The 20,455-nt window shown below is 41.6% G+C and carries 20 protein-coding genes and 1 other RNA gene; 4 read left to right on the forward strand and 17 right to left on the reverse strand.

The features are described 5' to 3' along the window. Positions 1–132: 132 nt before the first annotated feature. From V7K98_RS21425 to V7K98_RS21440, 4 genes are all read right to left on the reverse strand, one after another. Positions 133–996 carry a hypothetical protein gene (locus tag V7K98_RS21425; protein ID WP_335025441.1) on the reverse strand — a complete coding sequence of 288 codons (864 nt, stop codon included), beginning with the start codon at positions 994–996 and terminating at the stop codon, positions 133–135. A 381-nt stretch (positions 997–1,377) separates the two neighbouring features. Continuing rightward, positions 1,378–1,560 carry a hypothetical protein gene (locus tag V7K98_RS21430; RefSeq protein WP_335025443.1) on the reverse strand — a complete coding sequence of 61 codons (183 nt, stop codon included), beginning with the start codon at positions 1,558–1,560 and terminating at the stop codon, positions 1,378–1,380. A 311-nt stretch (positions 1,561–1,871) separates the two neighbouring features. Further along, the gene (locus V7K98_RS21435; protein ID WP_335025445.1) at positions 1,872–2,063 is read right to left on the reverse strand and encodes a hypothetical protein; all 192 of its coding nucleotides are present in this window, start codon (positions 2,061–2,063) and stop codon (positions 1,872–1,874) included. Positions 2,064–2,326: 263 nt separating this feature from the next. Next, positions 2,327–2,830, reverse strand: coding sequence for a hypothetical protein (locus V7K98_RS21440; RefSeq protein WP_335025447.1), 504 nt, complete (start codon positions 2,828–2,830; stop codon positions 2,327–2,329). 532 nt (positions 2,831–3,362) lie between these two features. Between V7K98_RS21440 and V7K98_RS21445 the strand changes: the two genes are divergently transcribed. Continuing rightward, positions 3,363–3,617, forward strand: coding sequence for a hypothetical protein (locus tag V7K98_RS21445; RefSeq protein ID WP_335025449.1), 255 nt, complete (start codon positions 3,363–3,365; stop codon positions 3,615–3,617). On the opposite strand, the gene V7K98_RS21450 is transcribed toward V7K98_RS21445, so the two are convergent. The 7 genes from V7K98_RS21450 to groL form a co-directional block, all read right to left on the reverse strand. Further along, positions 3,614–4,753, reverse strand: a complete 1,140-nt coding sequence (locus V7K98_RS21450; RefSeq protein ID WP_335025451.1) for a Gfo/Idh/MocA family protein — start codon at positions 4,751–4,753, stop codon at positions 3,614–3,616. The two genes, V7K98_RS21445 and V7K98_RS21450, sit on opposite strands and share 4 nt — an antisense overlap. A gap of 118 nt (positions 4,754–4,871) precedes the next feature. Then, the gene (gene rnc, locus V7K98_RS21455) at positions 4,872–5,591 is read right to left on the reverse strand and encodes a ribonuclease III (protein WP_335025453.1); all 720 of its coding nucleotides are present in this window, start codon (positions 5,589–5,591) and stop codon (positions 4,872–4,874) included. Positions 5,592–5,696: 105 nt separating this feature from the next. Further along, positions 5,697–6,127, reverse strand: an RNA gene (gene rnpB / locus V7K98_RS21460) — RNase P RNA component class A. Positions 6,128–6,173: 46 nt separating this feature from the next. Further along, positions 6,174–6,872, reverse strand: a complete 699-nt coding sequence (locus V7K98_RS21465; protein ID WP_335025455.1) for a hypothetical protein — start codon at positions 6,870–6,872, stop codon at positions 6,174–6,176. Positions 6,873–6,936: 64 nt separating this feature from the next. Further along, positions 6,937–8,079 (reverse strand): magnesium/cobalt transporter CorA, encoded by a 1,143-nt coding sequence (gene corA / locus V7K98_RS21470; protein WP_335025457.1) that lies wholly within the window; start codon positions 8,077–8,079, stop codon positions 6,937–6,939. Next, entirely contained in the window at positions 8,046–8,237 is a 192-nt protein-coding gene (locus V7K98_RS21475) for a hypothetical protein (RefSeq protein ID WP_335025459.1), read from the reverse strand. Before V7K98_RS21475 ends, corA begins: the two co-directional genes overlap by 34 nt. A 390-nt stretch (positions 8,238–8,627) precedes the next feature. Continuing rightward, the gene (gene groL, locus V7K98_RS21480; protein ID WP_335025461.1) at positions 8,628–10,301 is read right to left on the reverse strand and encodes a chaperonin GroEL; all 1,674 of its coding nucleotides are present in this window, start codon (positions 10,299–10,301) and stop codon (positions 8,628–8,630) included. Between the two features lie 158 nt (positions 10,302–10,459). On the opposite strand from groL, the gene V7K98_RS21485 reads away from it, so the two are divergent. Next, on the forward strand, positions 10,460–11,542 hold the full coding sequence (locus tag V7K98_RS21485) for an MraY family glycosyltransferase (RefSeq protein WP_335025463.1): 1,083 nt from the start codon (positions 10,460–10,462) through the stop codon (positions 11,540–11,542). Positions 11,543–11,945: 403 nt separating this feature from the next. On the opposite strand, the gene V7K98_RS21490 is transcribed toward V7K98_RS21485, so the two are convergent. Together V7K98_RS21490 and fabG are read right to left on the reverse strand one after the other, a co-directional pair. Further along, entirely contained in the window at positions 11,946–12,827 is an 882-nt protein-coding gene (locus tag V7K98_RS21490; protein WP_335025465.1) for an Rpn family recombination-promoting nuclease/putative transposase, read from the reverse strand. Between the two features lie 150 nt (positions 12,828–12,977). Next, the gene (gene fabG / locus V7K98_RS21495; RefSeq protein WP_335025467.1) at positions 12,978–13,724 is read right to left on the reverse strand and encodes a 3-oxoacyl-[acyl-carrier-protein] reductase; all 747 of its coding nucleotides are present in this window, start codon (positions 13,722–13,724) and stop codon (positions 12,978–12,980) included. A gap of 461 nt (positions 13,725–14,185) precedes the next feature. On the opposite strand from fabG, the gene trxA reads away from it, so the two are divergent. Then, a complete protein-coding gene (gene trxA / locus V7K98_RS21500; protein WP_335025469.1) occupies positions 14,186–14,503 on the forward strand; it encodes a thioredoxin in 318 nt (105 codons plus the stop codon). Between the two features lie 390 nt (positions 14,504–14,893). On the opposite strand, the gene V7K98_RS21505 is transcribed toward trxA, so the two are convergent. From V7K98_RS21505 to hemW, 4 genes are all read right to left on the reverse strand, one after another. Beyond that, a complete protein-coding gene (locus tag V7K98_RS21505) occupies positions 14,894–15,160 on the reverse strand; it encodes a hypothetical protein (protein ID WP_335025471.1) in 267 nt (88 codons plus the stop codon). A gap of 364 nt (positions 15,161–15,524) precedes the next feature. Continuing rightward, positions 15,525–16,646, reverse strand: coding sequence for a THUMP domain-containing class I SAM-dependent RNA methyltransferase (locus tag V7K98_RS21510; protein WP_335025473.1), 1,122 nt, complete (start codon positions 16,644–16,646; stop codon positions 15,525–15,527). Between the two features lie 111 nt (positions 16,647–16,757). Continuing rightward, positions 16,758–17,645, reverse strand: coding sequence for a UTP--glucose-1-phosphate uridylyltransferase (locus tag V7K98_RS21515; protein ID WP_335025475.1), 888 nt, complete (start codon positions 17,643–17,645; stop codon positions 16,758–16,760). An 87-nt stretch (positions 17,646–17,732) separates the two neighbouring features. Beyond that, positions 17,733–18,914, reverse strand: coding sequence for a radical SAM family heme chaperone HemW (gene hemW / locus V7K98_RS21520; protein ID WP_335025477.1), 1,182 nt, complete (start codon positions 18,912–18,914; stop codon positions 17,733–17,735). Between the two features lie 405 nt (positions 18,915–19,319). Here hemW and V7K98_RS21525 point away from each other — a divergent pair, with 405 nt between their 5' ends. Then, positions 19,320–20,396: a PIN/TRAM domain-containing protein gene (locus tag V7K98_RS21525; RefSeq protein WP_335025479.1), complete on the forward strand. Its 1,077-nt coding sequence runs from the start codon at positions 19,320–19,322 to the stop codon at positions 20,394–20,396. The last annotated feature ends 59 nt before the right edge of the window (positions 20,397–20,455 follow it).

The following is a 20,455-nucleotide window of genomic DNA, read 5'->3' on the forward strand; positions in this document are numbered from 1 at the left end:
CAATCAGCAGGAATAGCGATCGCTTAGATTGTAAGCCTTAAAACAATCGCTATTTAATTAATTACTAATTCGTAATTTATAATAACCCTCGCAAGCAATTACGAATTGTTATAATTCCATTACTGAAGTTTATTATTGGGCACTTGCTGTAAGTTTATTCCAGGTTTTGACTACTGCTTGTAAATCTTTTGGCAGGTTATTTAGAGAAATATCGTTGTACTGAACCGTACCCTCAAGGCTTGTAAGAGTGAAGGTGATATAGTCAGCAGCACCACTGGGGGCTGGGTAACTCAGATTCTGGAATTTACTAAATTTAGAACGTTCTAAAAATCTCTGAAATTGTTGCACGTGTTGCCTAGAAACACGGCGAACACTACGTTCAGAATCATTGGCATCACCAATCCGCACGCGAATCAATCCCCCATCTTTGAGTAAAACAGTCTCGTAGGTTCTGCCAGCAAAACCACCACTAGAGATTTGCCGAAATACTATATTTCTATCTAACGGTGGTGGTAACTCGCTAGCTGGAATTTGCACAGGAGACAGTGTACTTTCGCTAGCCTTTTCATTCAGCCTGACTGCGGAACCTGTTTGATTAGTATGATAAACCCAGTTTTGTTTGCCATTAGATACCACAATCCGCCAACCAGGAACTAATGCTTGGATACAGAGTTCATCAGGTTGAGTCAGTTCCAAGCAACCATCGCGCCAAGTCTGTTGATTATAATCAGTAATTTGTAATTGTCTGGTTAAAATTCCCTGTCTGACTGCTACATCTTGCAGTACCGCGTTAGCTACTGGACGTGGCAAGCGGCTTGGTTTAATATTGTCTTTGAGAACTTGATTACTTGTTTCTAGCGAGAAGTTAGCAGAAGCACTATTAGCATCTTTTATTAGCGTTAAACTACTAGCAACAGACAAAATTCCAGTCAAAATCAAAGCAGTAAAAATTCGGGCTTGATTGTTATTCAAGTAGTTTTTTAGCATGGATTTCATAGTAATATAAGAATGTTAATCAAGAGTTTTATAACTCATAAATAGGGTTTATTCACTAATAGACAATAAAATATAGGAATCCGGTTTGATTTGGAGAAAAGATACGTAGGGGAGCCAGTCGTGTGGGCGGGTTTCCCGACTTGAGCGAACTGGCGTTGTGTTAGCGACAGCGTAACGCACCAGACGCTGGATAATGGTGCGTTACGAACTTCGTTCTAACACACCCTACTTTTACACTTTATTTAATCCACGTTCCTTAGTGCGCTCCTTTGTGACAGAGCGCTGTACAAAGACTTACAACCCAGATTCTACCCATTTACAGCGCCCAATCACAAAAGAGTTGTAATTACCTGAAGTACAAATGTCTCCAAGAACTAAGTTCTAAACAGCTGAGTCTGAGCGTTCGATTTGCTGGCGAATGGTATCAATAGAAGCATTAATGCCAGCAAGCTTGGACTCTAAATCATCTCGTATCCAAATTAAGAATTTTAATTTCCGCTCTAAGCTACTTTTGTGCGAAACGGGTTCGCTTCCATAACAAGGATTACCCCAAAAAGGAAACATAGTTTACCTCTGTCTTTAGCTTTTGTAAGAGTGCAATATATTGCACCACTACATTCTGACTAATAACAATCAGACTGATGTGGGTAATAACCGACCTAAATTTTACGTGCTTAACGAACATTACTAAAACCTTTAGGAATTCAATTCACTTTAGCGTCAGGCTATTTTCCAAAATTTTCTGGTAATGACGGACAAATATACTAATGGCCTAAACAAGGGTAAAAGAGCAACGACCCAAAAAATACGTATATCCTTGTTGTAGTGATTGGATTGATAGTACTAAAATAACTGCATCAGTACTGCAAAAGGCGCTAGTTTTCCGAAACTGCTTTATCACCTTTGGTCTGAGTGTAGAATAACTGTAGCGATCGATGAGCATTGCGTAGGTGTGGCCCGCCGTAGGGATCGCCATGACTGCACCAAAAAAGTTTTGTACAGTATCTTAAATATAACGATCGCACCGATACCCAATATAAACTGCCAAATGGCGAATTAATCCGCACTAACTCATTATTCTTGTGGAATGAAAGCAGCCCTGCTTTTTAAAGAGGGTATGGGAATCTAAAAGTGTCTAAAGTTACAGTGAAATGCTTTTAAAACAACCTCTAAGCTCGACTTTATCGATTTTTTTCACAAAGCTATCGCTGAAACCTTTGTGGAGCATTAGTTTTACTTTTTTAAATTCATCAATAATCTGTGACGTGCAAAAGTATTGACGAAAAAGCCATTAGCTTGTACGCAATTTTGCAAGTAATATCAGGCAATATTAAGCGCTGATAGCTTGTTGTTCAACTTCAACAAATTGATTCTGAGGTAAATCAAATCTAATGGTACTAGCTGCCCAGTCTTTGAAATCTGGTGCTAGCCACACTAGCTTACGTAGAATTTCATCATTGATCCATAACACCAACGGGAACCGGAACTGTTCCCGAAACTCATTTCGCATAATGTTGGTACTAATGATCAGTTGGTTAATTTCAACTACAGATTCTAAACCCCGTATCATCAAAGCTTCGGGTTGAGTAGAACCAATCCCAGTTGTAATAGCTGTATACAATGTGTCTGTCACAGGTGAAAGCAGGATTTCGTGAATGTTAGCTGATGAAAATTCTGTTAACACATTCAGCACTTGCTGCTGTCTTTCAACACAGTTACAACAAGCTAATATCAGCGAGAACTCACCACCAGAAACCATCATCGCCCTTGCCAGCCTCTTAGTAGCTGCTGTGCTGCTAGCTGTACCGTTTTCCGAATTACTTAAGCCGATCATTAAAAAATCCTACTTTGAATTTTCAAAATATTGACGAATATTCAGTTATTCTACTCTATGATTTTTTATTCAGAAGTGTTACGCGGGTAATTTGGATGAGATTTTTGTCTAATACTAAGCATGATAATACGCATTGTTTAAGGAAGGAGTATATTATGTATTATCCCACACTTACAATTAAGGGATAATGTAAAGCTAACATCAAAATCATGTAAGCAAAAGATAATGCAAGGAAAAGGCAGTAGTTAAAGAATTAACAATTTAATTACACTGTATTCTTATAGATTTTCGCATCCATCATTGGTTAAGTAATCATTTCTTAATGTAAAGTAAAAAAAACAACCAGTACTCAGTTTAACAACAAAGATCGGGAAGTGGAAGAAAACTTAACTTGCTAATGGTTTCACGTCGGCTACGGTAAGCTGCTTACAAATGAATAGACCTCTTGCAAAACCATATTCGAGCAGGTGTAGAGTCGTGAAATGGTATTAGATAATGCAAAATATCTCTTCATAAAAATTAACTCATCCCTTTGATAGAACTTATTTTTATTAATCCTGTTTTCTACTTTCACCAAAATATTGCTTTGGCAGAGGCTTATGTTGAGGCAGATGCTGAAACTCAAGCCGTTTACCTGTATACACTTCAGGCAAGAGACGCAATAAATCGCCGTCTTTACAATAATCAGTCCTTCGTCTTGACGGGGATTTATCGCGTCTTTGGGATCTATCATTTTAATCAAATAATCTTAACCGAACCGTATTGGTTATTCTCAGGGGAAAATTAGACTTGAGAGCAGTTGTTTAGAAAAACCGGTTTGCCGCCTTGCTCAAGAGATACTGTCAGAGCAGCAAGAATTTCTACTAACTGTGTGCCTACCCAACCAGACGAAATCTCTGAGGGAGTATTGTTGAAAATAGAGACAACAAAGCAGGAGCAAACCCGCTCTAACGGTTCACCTGGCTCTAATTCCAGCACTACCTGCCTTTGATTTACCGGAATAAATTGATTACCCTGCTGCTCAAACTCCCCATGTAGCAGCGTTAGAGGTGACGATCGCAACATTTCATCAAAAATCAAGCTACCAAGGCTACCTACAATCCCCAGCCTTCGCTGTTTATCAGGATTCAGCCAGCACAAGTGAATATAAGCTTGAAAGCCATCTGGGTATGTCAGTGTTAACCATACTAGATCGGCTAAACCTTGGGATGAGGGGGATGAGGGGGATGAGGAAGAATAATAATTGTTTGCTATCCTCCCCTGCTCCCTCATCTCCCCCTGCTCCCTCATCTCCCTCATCTCCCCCTGCTCCCCTGCTCTCTGTAGCCACACCGTACCCGTTGCTTGTACTTTCACAGGGATTTGACGTAGCCAAGCGTTAAAGATAGCAATATCATGAATAGCTAAGTCCCACAGCGCATCAACATCTTGGCGGACAGGCCCTAAATGGGTGCGCGTGGCGTAGCCGTAGCGTAAATCTCCTAATTTACCCGCTTGTACTACAGCTTGCCCTTGCTCAACTGCTGGGTGAAATAAATAAGTGTGGTCAACCATCAGTATTAAATGATGCTGCTCTGCTAACTGGCAAAGTTCCCGACATTCGGCGGGATCAAGAGTTAGGGGCTTTTCTGCCAAAACATGATATCCGTTCTGGAGAGCGTCTTTAATTAAAGCGTAGTGGGTGGTAGCTGGAGTTGCGATCGCAACTCCTGTCAATCCTGGCACTTTTTTTAAATCTTCCCACTGGGTTGTTAGTACTACATCATCATCTAAATGAAACTGCTGCTTTATCGCCGCTAATCGTTCTGGATGGGGATCTACTACAGCAACTACATCTACCTGGGGATGTGCTAAGAAATTCCGCAGCAGATGCACTCCCCAACGCCCAACTCCGATGACAGCAATTTTAATTTGGTTTGTCATTAGTCATTAGTCATTAGTCATTAGTCATTAGTCATTAGTATGCAAGGGACTTGGGACAAATGACCACTGACAATCAACTGAATTATCAGTTAATCAGCTAATCAGCCGTATTTTTGGTTCAGGGTATTTGCGGTTTAGGGATTGCTAAAAAAGCTACCTTAGCTGCGGCTTGTTCAGAAGCTTTGATCGATCGCCCTTTACCAACTCCTAGTTTGTTTCCGTGCAACCACACTTCAGCAAGGAAACGCTCTTGATTGCGGTGCGGCTGAGTGACTTCGACAACCCGATATTCTGGTAAAACTTTAAATTGCGCCTGAGTCCATTCTTGGAGAGCAGCTTTGTAATTAAGTCTGGCAGGATCGAGGCGAATTTCTGTTGTTAGTTCTTGGAAATGGGGATCTAGCCAAGAGCGGATTAGTTCTAGATTTTGAGTGCTTAAGTAAAGCGCACCGAGAACTGCTTCAAAAGCATCTGCCAATCGTGACTCTTGTCCAACTTTATCAGCAGTGGCGCTACCGGCGACTAGTAAGTATAACTCCAAACCATAGCCTCTGGCCAATTGGGCGAGAATGCGATCGCTTACCAACACCGAACGAATTGCCGCAAAATCCCCCACTGGACAATCGGGATAATTTTCCCATAACACAACAGCCGACACCAGCCGCACCACTGCATCACCAACAAACTCCAGTTGTTCATAATTTGCCGAATCAGAAACAGTGGGATGAGTGAGCGCTAAATCTAGCAGTTCCCACTTGATAGGTGCTTCTAGCGACAAACCAAATTTTTGGATTAAACTTTCGAGTTGCCGTTGACGGCGTGGATAGGCAAGGGGCATTACGTGACAAGGGGAAGGGGGAAGGGGACAGGGGGAAACTAATAACTCTTAACTCCTAACTTAGCACTCAGCACTCAGCACTCAGCACTCAGCACTAAAAAAGGGGGAAAGAGCAGTACATAAGCCGGGTTCTGTTCTCTTGCGAGGGCAGTTATCTATCTGGGACGCTTGTTACCAAACGCCTCTAGCGGCTCTCGTTGAGCGGAACTGGTAAAAGACCAACCGTAGTTCCTATCGCCTTGCTCCCAACCGGGGTTTACCGAGCCAGTACCTCTCGATACTGCTGGTGCGCTCTTACCGCACCTTTGCACCCTTACCAAATCAAGTAAAAAGTAAAAAGTAAAAAGGCAAAAGAAAGAAATCTTTCTTTTTACTTTTGCCTTTTACCTTTTGCCTTGTTTTGGCGGTATCTTTCTGTGGCACTATCCTCACGATCGCTCGCACTGGACGTTATCCAGCAAGTTTGGTCTTTCGGGAGCCCGGACTTTCCTCAAACCAGTGACTATGACTGATCTGCAACCGCCTGCGTCTACTCTCTCCTTAGATCCAGTGTAATCTTGGATGGCATAGTCTGTCTGGTTACTATTGCTTTTTTTTATTCCAAGGTAAAGCGTAAGTCCAAGGTAGTTTCTTGACTGTGAAAGGACAATTGATAATACTAATGGGGGGAAAATCACGACCTGGGGCTAAACCTAAACGCACTTCAGACACCCTTAGCACCAGTTGCAGGGAAAAGTCTAACTCCTTTTTTCTGTTAATAAAGTCGTTGTACAATTTTTTTTGCCCTTTTTGCAGCCCGTTGATATCAATTAGTGGTTTTTTCGCTGAATAGGTTCCAGCTTCTTTATCGCGCTCGAATACATCTTCTGCTGTCACCGTTTCCGAAAGTGTTTTCTTGGGAGCAATCAGGCTAGGACTTTGGGGTACTGCTAAGTCGCGGGTTAAGTCTGGTGATTTCCGAATCACGCGGCGCGATTGTTTGCTATGTTCAACTACTAAAGAACTGTTGTCCCAGTCAACGTATACAGCAACATTCTCAGATTTATTTTCAATGCTAATTCCTAAATCTTTCAAATCGTCAATTGGGTATGAAGGTTTAAGTTTAAAGGAAATCCCAATTTTATCGTCAAGATTTTGTTCTTTGAGTTGCTCGTCAACGGTTCCTTTTTTAAACTCAAACTTAATTTGATCATCGATGGATTCAACCATGCGGTTAAAAATATAGGAAACACCGATAATATAAATCGTCAAGACTATTAAATTCTGGTCGCTACTCCTCATAAATTAAAATATTAACTCCCGGTACTAATGAATGTATATTCGATTTATCATCCATCTGTAATTATTAATTACGCTTAATTGTTACAGAATTTTGCAGCCAGCCCCGTTGCCAAAAAAAGAATAGCAAACTAGCTGCGATCGCTCCCATCACTGCCAAGCAAATTGGGTAGCCCCAATACCAATTCAACTCAGGCATATTATATGGCGATTTTTCAGTACTGAAATTCATACCATATATCCCGGCCACAAAAGTCAGTGGAATGAAAATTGTTGAAACTATCGTTAGTACCTTCATGATTTCATTCATTTTGTTACTCACTGCCGAAAGGTACACATCCATTAATCCAGAAGCTAGTTCTCGATAAGTTTCTACCATGTCCATCACTTGTACTGTATGGTCATAACAGTCTCGCAAGTAGATTCGCACTTCTTCACTAATCAGTTCGCTACCATCTCGAATCAAAGAATTAATTGCATCTCGCTGGGGCCAGATAGCACGACGTAGTTGCAGTAATTCTCGCCTAATTTGATAAATATTTTGTAGTGTTTGTGGGTTAGGTTTGACTATTACCTCCTCTTCCAACTCTTCGATTCGCTCCCCATAAAGCTCTAGGACTGGGAAAAAGCCATCAATAATTGCATCTAACACGGCATAGGCTAAATAATCGGCTCCTTGTTTGCGAATGATCCCTTTGCTTTTTTCAATTCGCGATCGCACTCCTTCAAAGCAATCATGTTCTGGTTCTTCTTGGACTGTCAGTAAATAATTTTTCCCTAATATCAAACTCACTTGCTCGCTGTAAAAACCACAAGTTTTTTCTTTTGGTACTACCATGCGGGAAATGAATAGCAATTGGTCTTCATAATCTTCTATTTTGGGACGCTCTGGCACATTGACTATATCTTCTAAAACTAGAGGATGTAACTTAAAAACCTTACCCAATCGTTGTAATATATCTTGACTGCCTAAACCTTGTACATCTACCCAAGAAATGGATTCGCTATCAAGATATTGGATACACTCCTCTGGAGTTTCTATTTGTTCGCGGATAAAATTAGTTTGGTTATAGTCAATCAAGAAAAGTATCGGTGGTGGAGCATCTGCATCAATAAAAATGGTTCCAGGTAAAGTCCCTGGTTGATGATAGAACTCATCTTCATACGGCTTATTTCCTATTTTGGGAAGGCGACGGAGTTTTCGTGCCATGCAATATTACCTACATTGGGAATTGGGAATTGGGCATTGGGCATTGGGAATTGGGCATTGGGCATTGGGCATTGGGAATTGGGAATTATCACAAATAACTGATCGGTGATACTAGAAGCGTTTTGATTTATTTCAGCTTTTGCTAAGTAGGTGGGCAAGAATAAATCAAACTATGTTACCCAATGTAAAATTAATTAAATTGGCTTTTAGTAAGGGCTTTAGCCCTGATAATAGGGCTAAAGCCCTTACTACAAACCTTTAATTATTTACGCTCACTTACTTATTAATATTACAAAAATTAATACAAAGACTGTGATTTTTAGATTAAGGAATTATTTAGGTTGGGTAATTGAGTAATCAGCATCTTTTTAGTAGTTAATTGTATTCACGACTAATTACTGATAACCATGATGATTATTTCTATTTATGCCCAGCTACTTCCCAGCAATAGAGATAACATATCGGCTCTGAATCAGCAATGCTATAAAAAAACAGTTTGCCTTGGCAAGACAAACTGCTGAAAACATATTTATCTGGGTGAGCAGAAGTTAGAACATGCCCATGCCGCCCATACCGCCCATACCGCCCATGCCGCCCATACCGCCCATACCGCCCATATCAGGGGCAGCAGCAGCAGATTTCTTCTCTGGCTTTTCAACAACGATCGCTTCGGTGGTTAAGACCAAACCAGCAATGGAACCAGCATTTTGCAAAGCTGAACGCACGACTTTGGCAGGGTCGATAATACCAGCCGCGATCAAGTCTTCAAATTCGCCAGTAGCAGCGTTGTAGCCAATGTTGAACTCGCTGTCTCGGACTCTAGAGACGATCACAGAACCTTCAGCACCTGCGTTATCTGCTATTTGGCGCAAGGGGGCTTCTAGCGCTCGTTTGACAATATCAGCCCCAATTCTTTCTTCGTCATTTTGTAGGGTCTTTTTAATCGCTTCTACCGCCTTGGCTAAGTGAATTAGAGTTGTCCCACCACCAGGAACAATACCTTCTTCCACCGCAGCTTTAGTGGCGTTTAGCGCGTCTTCAATCCGCAGTTTGCGGTCTTTTAGTTCGGTTTCGGTTGCTGCACCGACTTTAATCACTGCCACGCCGCCAGCAAGCTTGGCGATGCGTTCTTGCAGTTTTTCTTGGTCGTATTCAGAATCGGTTTCTTCCAACTGTTTGCGAATTTGAGCAATTCGCTTTTGTACTTCTGGCTTGGTGACACTGCCAGCTACAATGGTGGTGCTTTCTTTGTCAATGGTGATTTTGCGGGCAGTTCCCAATGCTTCTAAAGCAGCAGTATCCAAGCTTAAGCCGATTTCTTCAGAAATTAATTGCCCATCGGTGAGGATAGCAATATCTTCTAACAAAGCTTTGCGGCGATCGCCAAACCCAGGCGCTTTAATTGCAGCCACTGCCAATACACCCCGCGCTTTGTTCACTACCAAAGTTGCCAAAGCATCACCTTCGACATCTTCAGCGATAATTAACAAGGGCTGACCAGAACGGGCGACTTTTTCCAAGATTGGCACTAAATCTTGAATGCTGCTGATTTTTTTATCTGTCACCAAGATTCGGGCGTTTTCAAATTCTACGATTTGCCGCTCGTTGTTGGTGACGAAGTAGGGAGAAATATAACCTCTGTCAACCTGCATCCCCTCAACTACTTCTAGTTCGGTGGTTAGAGATTTGGATTCTTCAACGGTAATTACACCATCTTTGGTGACTTTTTCCATTGCTTGGGCTAACATTTGGCCAACTTCTTCATCGTTACCAGCAGAAACAGTGGCAACTTGAGCGATCGCACTTCCTTCTACCGGTTTGGCTATCTTGGCAATTTCTTTTACCAGTGCCTCAATAGTTTTGTCGATCCCGCGTCTCAAGCTAACTGGGTTACTACCCGCCGCCACGTTCTTCAAACCTTCCCGAATCAAGGCTTGTGCCAAAACGGTAGCGGTGGTTGTACCATCTCCAGCGACATCTTTAGTTTTTGAGGCTACTTCCTGGATGAGTCTTGCACCAGTATTTTCTAAAGGATCTTCTAATTCAATTTCCTTGGCAACAGTGATACCATCGTTGACAATTTGAGGTGCGCCAAATTTTTTCTCTAAAAGCACATTACGACCTTTAGGCCCCAAGGTGATTTTTACGGCATCAGCAAGGGCGTTAACACCCCTTTCTAGAGCTCGCCGCGATTCCTCATTAAATGCAATAATTTTCGCCATGTTTTATTTCTCCAGCGCTTCCATTAGACAATTTAGCACTCACAGAGCAAGAGTGCTAATCTCTCAAGCGGCTCAAGTTACAAATGGAAATAAAAAAAATTGATTAATATACAGGTGATGCTCATATTAGATACTGGCAGTAATGCTTGAATTGGGAGATGAATCTAGACAACTCCCTTAAATCCCTTGGTATTGCCGACCCTAGCGGCACCGGCTGGTTGGCAGTAGTATTTACGTTTCTCTTGGCTTGGCTTGTAACGTGGCGTTTAATTCCCACAGTCCGCAAATTTGCCTTGCGAGTAGGTTGGGCTGACCAACCTAATGCCCGGCGACTCAACCGAGAACCTTTACCCAATGCAGGGGGGCTAGCTATCTACGCAGGTGTAATTGCCGCGCTGGTATTAGCTAGCCTTTTACGACCCATCGAACTCCAAAACGTATTGGCTCAGGTGCTCACTATTCTGTTGGGGGGTTCGATATTAGTCCTTGTGGGCTTTATCGACGATCAGTTCGGCTTACCGCCCTCTGTGCGATTGTGGGCGCAAATTGTCACGGCACTGTTGCTGGTTGCTAATGGTATCAGTGTCAAAGTTATGTTTGGCACTCCCATCGACTCGCTTCTGTCTATGTCGCTGACAGTGGTGTGGGTAGTAGGGATTACCAATGCCATCAACTTGATGGATGGTATGGATGGTTTGGCAGGAGGAATCAGCTTTATTACTGCCATGAGTTTGTTGGGCGTTGCAGCCCAATTTAACAATCGTGCGGCGGCAATTTTGGTACTCGCAGCCTTGGGAGGTGCTGCATTAGGCTTTTTGCGCCATAACTTCCATCCATCACGAATTATTATGGGTGATGCCGGAGCGTACTTTCTTGGCTATGTGCTGGCAGCAACTAGTATTTTAGGCAAACTGCAACAAAACACAGTTTATGCGCTAATTCCTACGGTTTTATTTCTGTTGTTGCCAGTGCTGGACACCACGCAAGTATTTGTGCGGCGGCTACTAGCAGGAAATAACCCTCTTAGTACTCCTGGCAAAGATCATCTACATCACCGCTTACTTGCTTGGGGACTTTCCCAGCGCAATGCTGCCTTCACGCTTTGGTCAATTACCTTATTTTTCAACTTGGTGGCGATGAGAATACAAGGTATGAGTTTGGCTGTGATGATGACTACCGCCATTAGCATTATCCTTCTTTTGGGTTTTACTGTCTGGCAAAGGATACGCCAACAGCCTTAGTTGATTGTGGGGCGGGCATTGCAATGCTAGCCCTACTATTATTTTTCTATGGTATATAGTTATACCTCAAATGAATTTTAGATTTTAGATTTTGGATTGTAAAGATTCAAAATTTAAAAAGGTCTATTCGCGCAGCGTCCATACCGGGAGCAATCATAAATTTAAACGAAAGAAGAATTGTATTTAGGACTTACGCAAAACTACACGTGGTAGGGGCAATTCATGAATTGCCCCTACCTTTAAATAAGGGTTTCGTCTATTGTTTGCGTAAGTTCTAGTATTATCCAAAATCTCAAATTATTTATTCAGAGCAACTCCTTAAAGAGCGGAAAGACTACGCTAACAGGTATGGAATCAATATAAAATCCCAAACCAAAAATTGTTTGGCTAGTCCACCAAAAATTCAAGCCTGTGTTGAATTGTCTTTCAACCAAGCAACTAAATTTTCTTCTGTGGAAAAATCTAACAGTGCCTCCGCTAGATTTTCTAGCTGTTCGGTAGATAACTGACTGATGCTATCTTGCAATTGCTGACTCAAATTACCAATGCGTCGTCGCAGCAGACGTATGACAACTTCTAGAGTCTGTTCTTGCCTGACTTCATCACGGACTTCCTCAATGACTTCATCACGGACTTCCTCATAGATTCTGGTAGTTTTGATGTCAAAATTATCGAGTCCAAACATTTTTATCAACTCCTGACGACTGATAAGCGGTAGTTTGTAGACTACTATTGTTTCTATTAAATCTAGCACTTTTTGTTTAAGTGCTTGATCCACCACTTCTAAGCGTGTCTTTGTAATCAAATTTCTGGCTAATAGGGGAGTTTCTTTTTTATTTATAACTACTAGTTTAATGATACCAACTCCCAATGAATGTTCAGTTACTTCTCCAAGCTCATTTAGATATAATCGCGTTACTAATTTGCTTTCGAGTAAGACTCTATACGCTTGTACTTGAATTGGTTCAAGGCTACGGCGAGGAAATATAACTACTGCTCGCCAATCTGTGGTAGGTGCATAAAGTCGTAAATAGAGAAATATTTCTGAAAATAAACGAGCGTAAAATTCGTTATCTTTTTGAAATTGAACCTCTACAAAATAAATCGGCTGACTGCTAGTGTCAGCAACAGGAAGAAAGACTCCATCGATACAAAATGCTGTTTGTTTTAATTCTACTGAAGCGAAATTATATGCATTTGCTTCTGATGCTTGCAGATTAATTAATTCAAAAAAAGCACTGGGAAAAGTTTGAAATAAACGATAAAAAATAGAGTCTGTTTTCATAAGTTGTCTGTCAAATTTGATTTAATAAGTTTGTAGTTGGCGCTTTAGCCTTAAAGCGTCAACTACAAACAATCCCTAAGCTTCAATTATTTATTAATGAAGGCAGGAGGCAGAAGAAAAACTGCCTCCTGCCTATTAACTCAGCACTATTTAGGCCATTACCATGCCACCATCGACGTTGAAAACTTGTCCGGTAATGTAGTTGGCGGCGGGATCGGCGGCGAGGAAGCGCACCATCCCAGCGACTTCTTCGGGTTGACCGAAGCGACCGAGAGGGATGAATTTCAGAATATCTTCGGGGTTGTTGAGATCGCTAGTCATGTCGGTGGCGATGAATCCAGGGGCGACGGCGTTAACGGTGATGCCGCGAGTAGCCAGTTCTTTGGCAACGCTTTTGGTAAAGCCGATGACTCCTGCTTTGGCGGCGCTGTAGTTGGATTGCCCTGGGTTGCCCATTTGCCCAGCAACCGAGGTAATGTTAATAATTCGACCCGATCGCTGCTTTAGCATGATTTTACTGACGGCACGTGTACATAAGAAAACACCAGTCAGGTTAAGGTCTATCACAGCTTGCCAATCTTCTGGCTTCAAACGCAAAAGCAGTGTATCGCGGGTAATTCCTGCATTATTAACTAAAATATCCACACGCTTAAACTTTTCCATGACGGTGTTAACTAGTGTGTCTACTCGATCGCTTTTAGATACATCGGCTTGAATAGCGATCGCCTCACCTCCTGCTGCTGTAATTTCTGTAACAACTGCCTCGGCTGCTGCACTCGAACTGGCATAATTAACAACTGCGATCGCTCCCTGTGAGGCTAATTCAATTGCGATCGCTCTCCCGATTCCCCGTGAAGCACCTGTGACAATTGCGACTTTATCTTTTAATAGTGTCATTTAATGTCCCTCGATCTTAGAAATACCGCGCTAATTATCTTATGGCGATTTAGGGAACATATAAATATTGTCTGAATAAAATCTAACTAGTGGGACACGACAATCTTGCTAGGATAATGCAAATTAGATGATAAATATATAACCTTATACGTCGTTTTTAGCTAGATATCGAACTCATCTTTGCTTTTTGAAAAAACTCAAATAGCCTTCTTTTCTGTTGCCTATTGCCTCTTACCTAACTACGTAAATAAATTCAGATGTATAATTCTTTGGTTAGTAAAAATAATTTTAATTTTTATACATAAATAAGAAGAATATGTGGATTTTATTAGAATTATTTAATAATGTTGATCTATATTAACTAATGTAATCTTTTACCAAGAAAAACCCACGTTCCTATAGCGATTTTCTTTTCTAAGAATTACCATTGAAAGAAATAATTGAAAATCGGCGTGTGTCACATGGCAACTAAAAAACAATTTAACAGCTTTGAAGAGATGTTGTCTGATTCTGATGTACCTGTATTAGTGGATTTTTATGCTGAATGGTGTGGCCCATGTCAAATGATGGTGCCAATTTTAGAGCAAGTAAATGCCCAACTCAAAGATCGCCTGCGGATTGTCAAAATTGACACAGAAAAATACACAGAATTAGCTGGCAAGTATCAAATTTCTGCCCTACCAACCCTAGTACTTTTTAAGCAAGGTGAGCCTGTGGAGCGAATAGAGGGTGTAAGACAAGCAGCAGATTTGGTACAACATCTAACAACAATTATTTAAGTAGTATAAGACTTACGCAACTGGCACAATGCGATCGCCATTTAATAGTACATAAGTATTAGACATCTCTAGAAAAGGCGTAGGGACAATTCATGAATTGTCCCTACAAAGGGTTCTAGGTAATGCATATTTAATTTTAGGAGATGTCTATTGTTGAGGAGCATTTCAAAACCTTAGATTCGCAATAGAAATTTCATTAGCGAAACACGATTGAAATACTTGTAACAAAATAAGTAGAGGGTACATTAACGTAAATTGCTAGAAGGATATCCTATCTAAACAATTTCTCAGCTTATTAAGCCCCAGCTAGATATTTTCTAGGTAGGGCTTTTGTTTTTATGTGTGGAGTCGAGATGAAAATGTCTATCAAGCGCGATCGCAGTGGGAAATTTATCCGAATGTTAAAGCTGGTTCTTCGCAGAAGTTAAACAGGGCTGACTCTGTTTCTGATTCATCTTCAAATACAGCAGAGATATACCATTCACAGGGCGAATCATTGGTATATTCAGCCCAGGCAATGGTTACTGTTTCACCCGATGGAATTCCTTCGTCACTCAAGGTAAATGAAGCCCAATCTTCATCATCCAAAGATACCCACAACTCCGTAATTCCCTGTTCGGTTTCATTGGTAACAGTAAAGGTGAATTGGTCTGACATAAATTGCCTCTTAGCGATAAATAAATTGCAGATCGTCAGTCACCGATTATACTGGCACTTTTTTTAAATTTTTTGAGCTTAACTCGCAAAATGTATATTCAGAATAGGTTTTAAGCTTTTTTAGCTATATTTAAATTTCTGAAGCTGTATTAAAAACTTCACCAGCTTATATGTGAGACAGCCAATGTTACGCAGCAGGAGGTTTAGATCGCCGCTCTCACAAACCCCGACAATACAGCACATCGCTAAATTTTGAGGCAATGTATTTTTTACAGGAATTATGCAAAATTACACGTAGTAGGGGCAATTCATGAATTGCCCCTACTGGAAAAGAGCGATCGCTAAACCATGCTACAAATCGCTCTTAGTAGAGTTCATATTTCATTAACTGACAAGGTATAGTTCCGTTGTACACCGCCATCCGTTTGGATGATTTCAGCCCAATGGATTGAGATAGTTCCTTATTCCCACTCAGCACAAATGCAGTCCAGCCTTTGAAGCGTTGTTTCAAGACATCACCCAAAAGTTTGTAAAATTCCCCCAAATCACTATCTCGCCCCAGGCGTTCGCCATAAGGTGGATTGCACAATAAAATTCCACTGTCTGCGGGGGCGACAACATCAGCAAGTTCCATTTGAGAAAACCAGACATGATTATCAACGCCGCAATTTTGAGCATTGTTAATCGCCTGCTCAATTATATTTTCATCGCGATCGCTTCCCCAAATAGGTGCGGGAAGGGTATCAAGTTGACTATCCTTAGCTTCTTGGAGCAGCTTTTCTAAAAGGGGCAGATCAAAATCGAGCCAATTTTCAAATCCAAAGGAATCCCGAAACAATCCTGGTGCTATATTCAGTGATTTTAAACTAGCTTCCAAAGGTAAAGTCCCAGATCCACACAGAGGATCGTAGAACATCTGGTTTGGTTGCCAACCGGAAAGTTGAATGAGGGCAGCAGCTAGAGATTCCTTTAAAGGGGCTGTTCCAACCGCAGGGCGATAGCCTCGGCGGTGCAGACTATTTCCAGAACTGTCGAGTTTGACGGTACAAAAGTCGCGTTCAATATGAACATTCACCCGCACATCTGGTTCATGAAGTTCTACATTTGAACGCTCACCAAGCTTTTCCTGCTGCTGATCCACGATCGCGTTTTTGATCTGGAGAGATGTGAAATGGCTGTGGTTGAGGTGTTTGTTTTTGCCCGTGACATTCACCGCCAGCGTCATATCTGGCGTTAAATAGTTTTGCCAATCAATGGTTTGGATGCCGCGATAGAGATCCTCAGCATCTTCGCAAGGAAACTCACGGATATTTACCAAGATTCGGAACGGCAGCCTAGCCCAGAGATTGACGCGATAAAGTAGAGTGCGATCGCCCTCAAAGGCGACACCACAAAATCCTGGCTCTACAGAATCGGCACCCAGTTGCTCTAACTCCTGAGCCGCCAGGGTTTCTAATCCGCGAGCAACTGTTGCAAAATAATTCATAATTCGTAATTCGTAATTCGTAATTAAAGGCTACTGAGACGCTCAGATCCCCGACTTCTTGAAGAAGTCGGGGATCTTTTTGTTTTGTTTTGTTTTTTAACTAAGATTAATCTAGAAATTTCTAAAATCAATCATTGTCTGACGATAAACATCTGGCAAACCTGTATCAAAACAGTTACCTTTAACAATATATCCTGTTATTCCCTCTTCCTGACGCAATATTTCCAGACATGATGTTAACTGAAATTCACCTCGCTCTCGCAAATTTTGCTTGATATGTTCTGCTAGAAAATCAAAAATTTTCGGCGTTAGTAAATACAAACCAAATATACCTAAAAAATCATTTTCTGACATTCCCTTTACACGCAGATTTTGTTGTGCATATTCAATAGTAGGTTTTTCATAGAGTTGTGTAACTGACAAAATCGAGTTTATCTCTTGCCAAAATCCTGTTACACAACCAGCTTTATGAATAATTTTTGCTGGCATTGTACTTAAACCCACAACACTTTGATTAACTTGTTTGTAAACATCTAAAACTTGACCAACACAAGATTTTTCAATATCAGATGCATAAATATGATCGCCCAACATTAGCAAAAACGGCTCATCTTGCACCCAATCCTTGGCACAAAATACCGCATGACCATAACCTAATTGTTCCTCTTGCAATAAGATAGTAACTTTGCTGCCTAAATCTTCGAGATATCGGCTATATTCTTTATTCTGTGGTGAAAGTTTATCAAAAAGTTCTTTTTTAGGTGGATTTTTCAATAAATCTGCAAATATTTCTTTATCATCCGGTTGTACCACAATTCCGACTTCTGCAATTCCTGCACTAATTGCCTCTTCAATAATCGCAACAATCACAGGTTTTGCTCTACCATCTCGATCGATAATCGGGAAAAGTTCTTTTTTCACAACTTTAGTAGCTGGAAACAACCGAGTTCCAAAACCAGCAACCGGAATCACAGCCTTTCTAACTTTATCTTTCTCCATAAATCCCCTCCTCCCTCTGCGAACTCTGCGCGGCAGTCGCTCATGAGGGAAACCCCCAAGACCGCGCTGCCTTGCCTCTGCGGTTCGTCATCCCAACTTCTCAAACAACTCCGCCAACACCACATTAGAAAACAAAAACCCTTGGGGATCAATCAAACGCAACCTTCCCCCTGAAACTTCCACCCAATCTTTATCAAAATACCCTTGCAAACACCTGCAAATCTCCTCCACCTTCTCTTCGCCAAACGCCTCCGCCAACACCGCCAAACTCAAACCCTCCGCCAAACGCAACCCCAACATCAACGTTTCTAACAATACTTCCTTTGGGGGAGTTACATCACAATCAATCACGCCGCCAGCTTCCACCCATTGGTAATACCCCCTAGTCTTGCGCGGACGAGTGAAGCGTTTCCCGTCAACATAACTCGCCGCACCCATTCCAAAGCCGTAGTAAGGGCGGTTTTCCCAATACACTCGATTATGCTTACATTGATGACCAGGTTGAGCATAATTGGAAATCTCATAATGCTCATAACCTGCGCCAGTCAAAACCTGCTGCGCCATCTGGTACATTTTGACTGTGGCTTCATCCGTAGGCAAAGGAATATCACCAGGTTTGTAGTAACGACCAAAGGCTGTACCTGGTTCGATGGTAAGATCGTAGATAGAAATGTGAGTGGGTAAAAGTGCCACTGCTTTTGTTAGAGAATCTTGCCATTGATCCAAAGACTGATGCGGCAACCCAGAAATTAAGTCTAAGCTAAATTCGGGAATCTCGACTTGGTGAATTAACTCCACAGCTGCGAAAATATCTTCAACTGAGTGCGATCGCCCTGCCCTATGCAATAATTCTCCTTGAAACGCTTGGACACCTAGACTTACCCTGTTCACGCCTGCACTGCGATAGCCTGCTATATGCGCTAAATCAAAGGTAGCTGGGTCAATTTCCATAGAAATCTCTGCACCAGTTGCAATACCAAAATGCTTCTCCAATTCTGTTACTATCCGTTGTAGCTGTTCCGTTGATAGCAGCGAAGGAGTACCACCACCGAAGAAAATTGTCTTTAGGGGTTGGCCAAAAGCTGGTGTCATGGCAATTTCTTGACATAGCACCTCAACATATTGGGAGATAGTACCAGATGTTTCGCCTCGCAAGCGATCGCCCACAACAAACACCGGGAAATCACAATAAAAGCACCGCCGCCGGCAAAAGGGAATATGCACGTAAGCAGAACTCGCAATTCCAGAAACACTAAATTTTTGACTCATTTTGAGAAAAGTTTGAAGTTAAGCCAACTGCGAATTAGAGACAATAAAAATGAGGCAAGAATTCAGGAGTAAGGAGTCAGGAGCCAGAACAATTGTAAAATCAAGCGTGTAATAACTTCTTGATTTTATTAAAATTATTAAGTTTGGGTATCAAAGTCTTCTTAATTCTGACTTCTGGATTCTGGATTCTGAATTCTGACAAAATGAGTAGTTTATTTACAAATTTTTATCGTTTTACAAAGAAACAATGAAAAATATTAAGATAAAAGCCTTTAGTTATAATAATTGCAGATATTGTCAGCCTAAACCCTTAGTGTAAGTCAATATTGATGAGTTTATCTTACCGATGAAATAAAAAATACTTAACTTTATCGGTGAACACAGTTGCAGGAAAACAAAATAACCATGCTAGACGCAATTATCATTTTCTCATTTATCCTCGCAGCTTCGGGAGTCGGGTTCTACAGCATTGAACTACTACCTAATGGCACGTTAGATCAGGTAACAAATCTTGAAGCTTTACGCTTAGTTATTGCCGTCTTTGGCGCTATTATTGGTGGTGCGATCGGGCTGAGTTTCCAGACGACATATCGCCGCCTAGAATCACAAGTCAAAGAAATGCCTCTGGAAGTGATTTTAACTCGTGCCATTGGCTTAGTAATTGGGTTATTGCTAGCTAACCTGATGCTAGCCCCATTATTCTTACTACCTATCCCGGCGGATTTTGGATTTATTAAACCACTGGTGGCAGTTGTCGGTAGTATTATCCTCTCCGTCACTGGTATGAACTTGGCAGATACCCACGGGCGGGGCTTATTGCGGTTCATTAATCCCAACACTGTCGAATCGATGGTTGTGGAAGGAACGCTAAAACCAGCTAATACCAAAGTTTTAGACACCAGCTGCATTATCGATGGTCGCATTGAAGCGCTACTAGAAACAGGGTTTTTAGAAGGGCAAATTCTCGTACCGCAGTTTGTCTTGCAAGAACTCCAACAAGTAGCCGATGCTAGTAAAGACCAAAAGCGGGTGCGGGGAAGGCGAGGACTAGAAATTCTCAACCGCATTAAGGAAGATTATCCCGATCGCATCCTGATTAATTCAGTTGACTACGAAGATATTCCCACAGTGGATGCTAAATTAGTACGTTTTGCCCAAGAGATTAGTGGTACATTGCTAACCAACGACTACAACTTGTCTAAAGTCGCCAGCGTTCAGAAAGTGCCTGTTTTGAATGTGAATGATTTAGTGAACGCCGTCCGTCCTAGTTATTTACCTGGCGACAACCTTGATTTAAAAATTCTTAAGGAAGGCAAAGAACCTAGTCAAGGTATTGGCTACCTAGATGATGGGACAATGGTAGTTGTTGAAGAAGGCAGCAGTTATGTAGGTGGTGAAATACGAGTAGTAGTCACCAGTGCTTTGCAAACCACCGCAGGAAGAATGATTTTTGCCAAGCCCCAAGCATCAGCATTGGCGTGAGGGAAACGTCCGGTGCAATGAAATATAAATTGTGCAATCGGTGCAGTCAACCTGCACCG

It is taken from the genome of Nostoc sp. (assembly GCF_036917435.1).
Lineage (GTDB): Bacteria > Cyanobacteriota > Cyanobacteriia > Cyanobacteriales > Nostocaceae > Nostoc.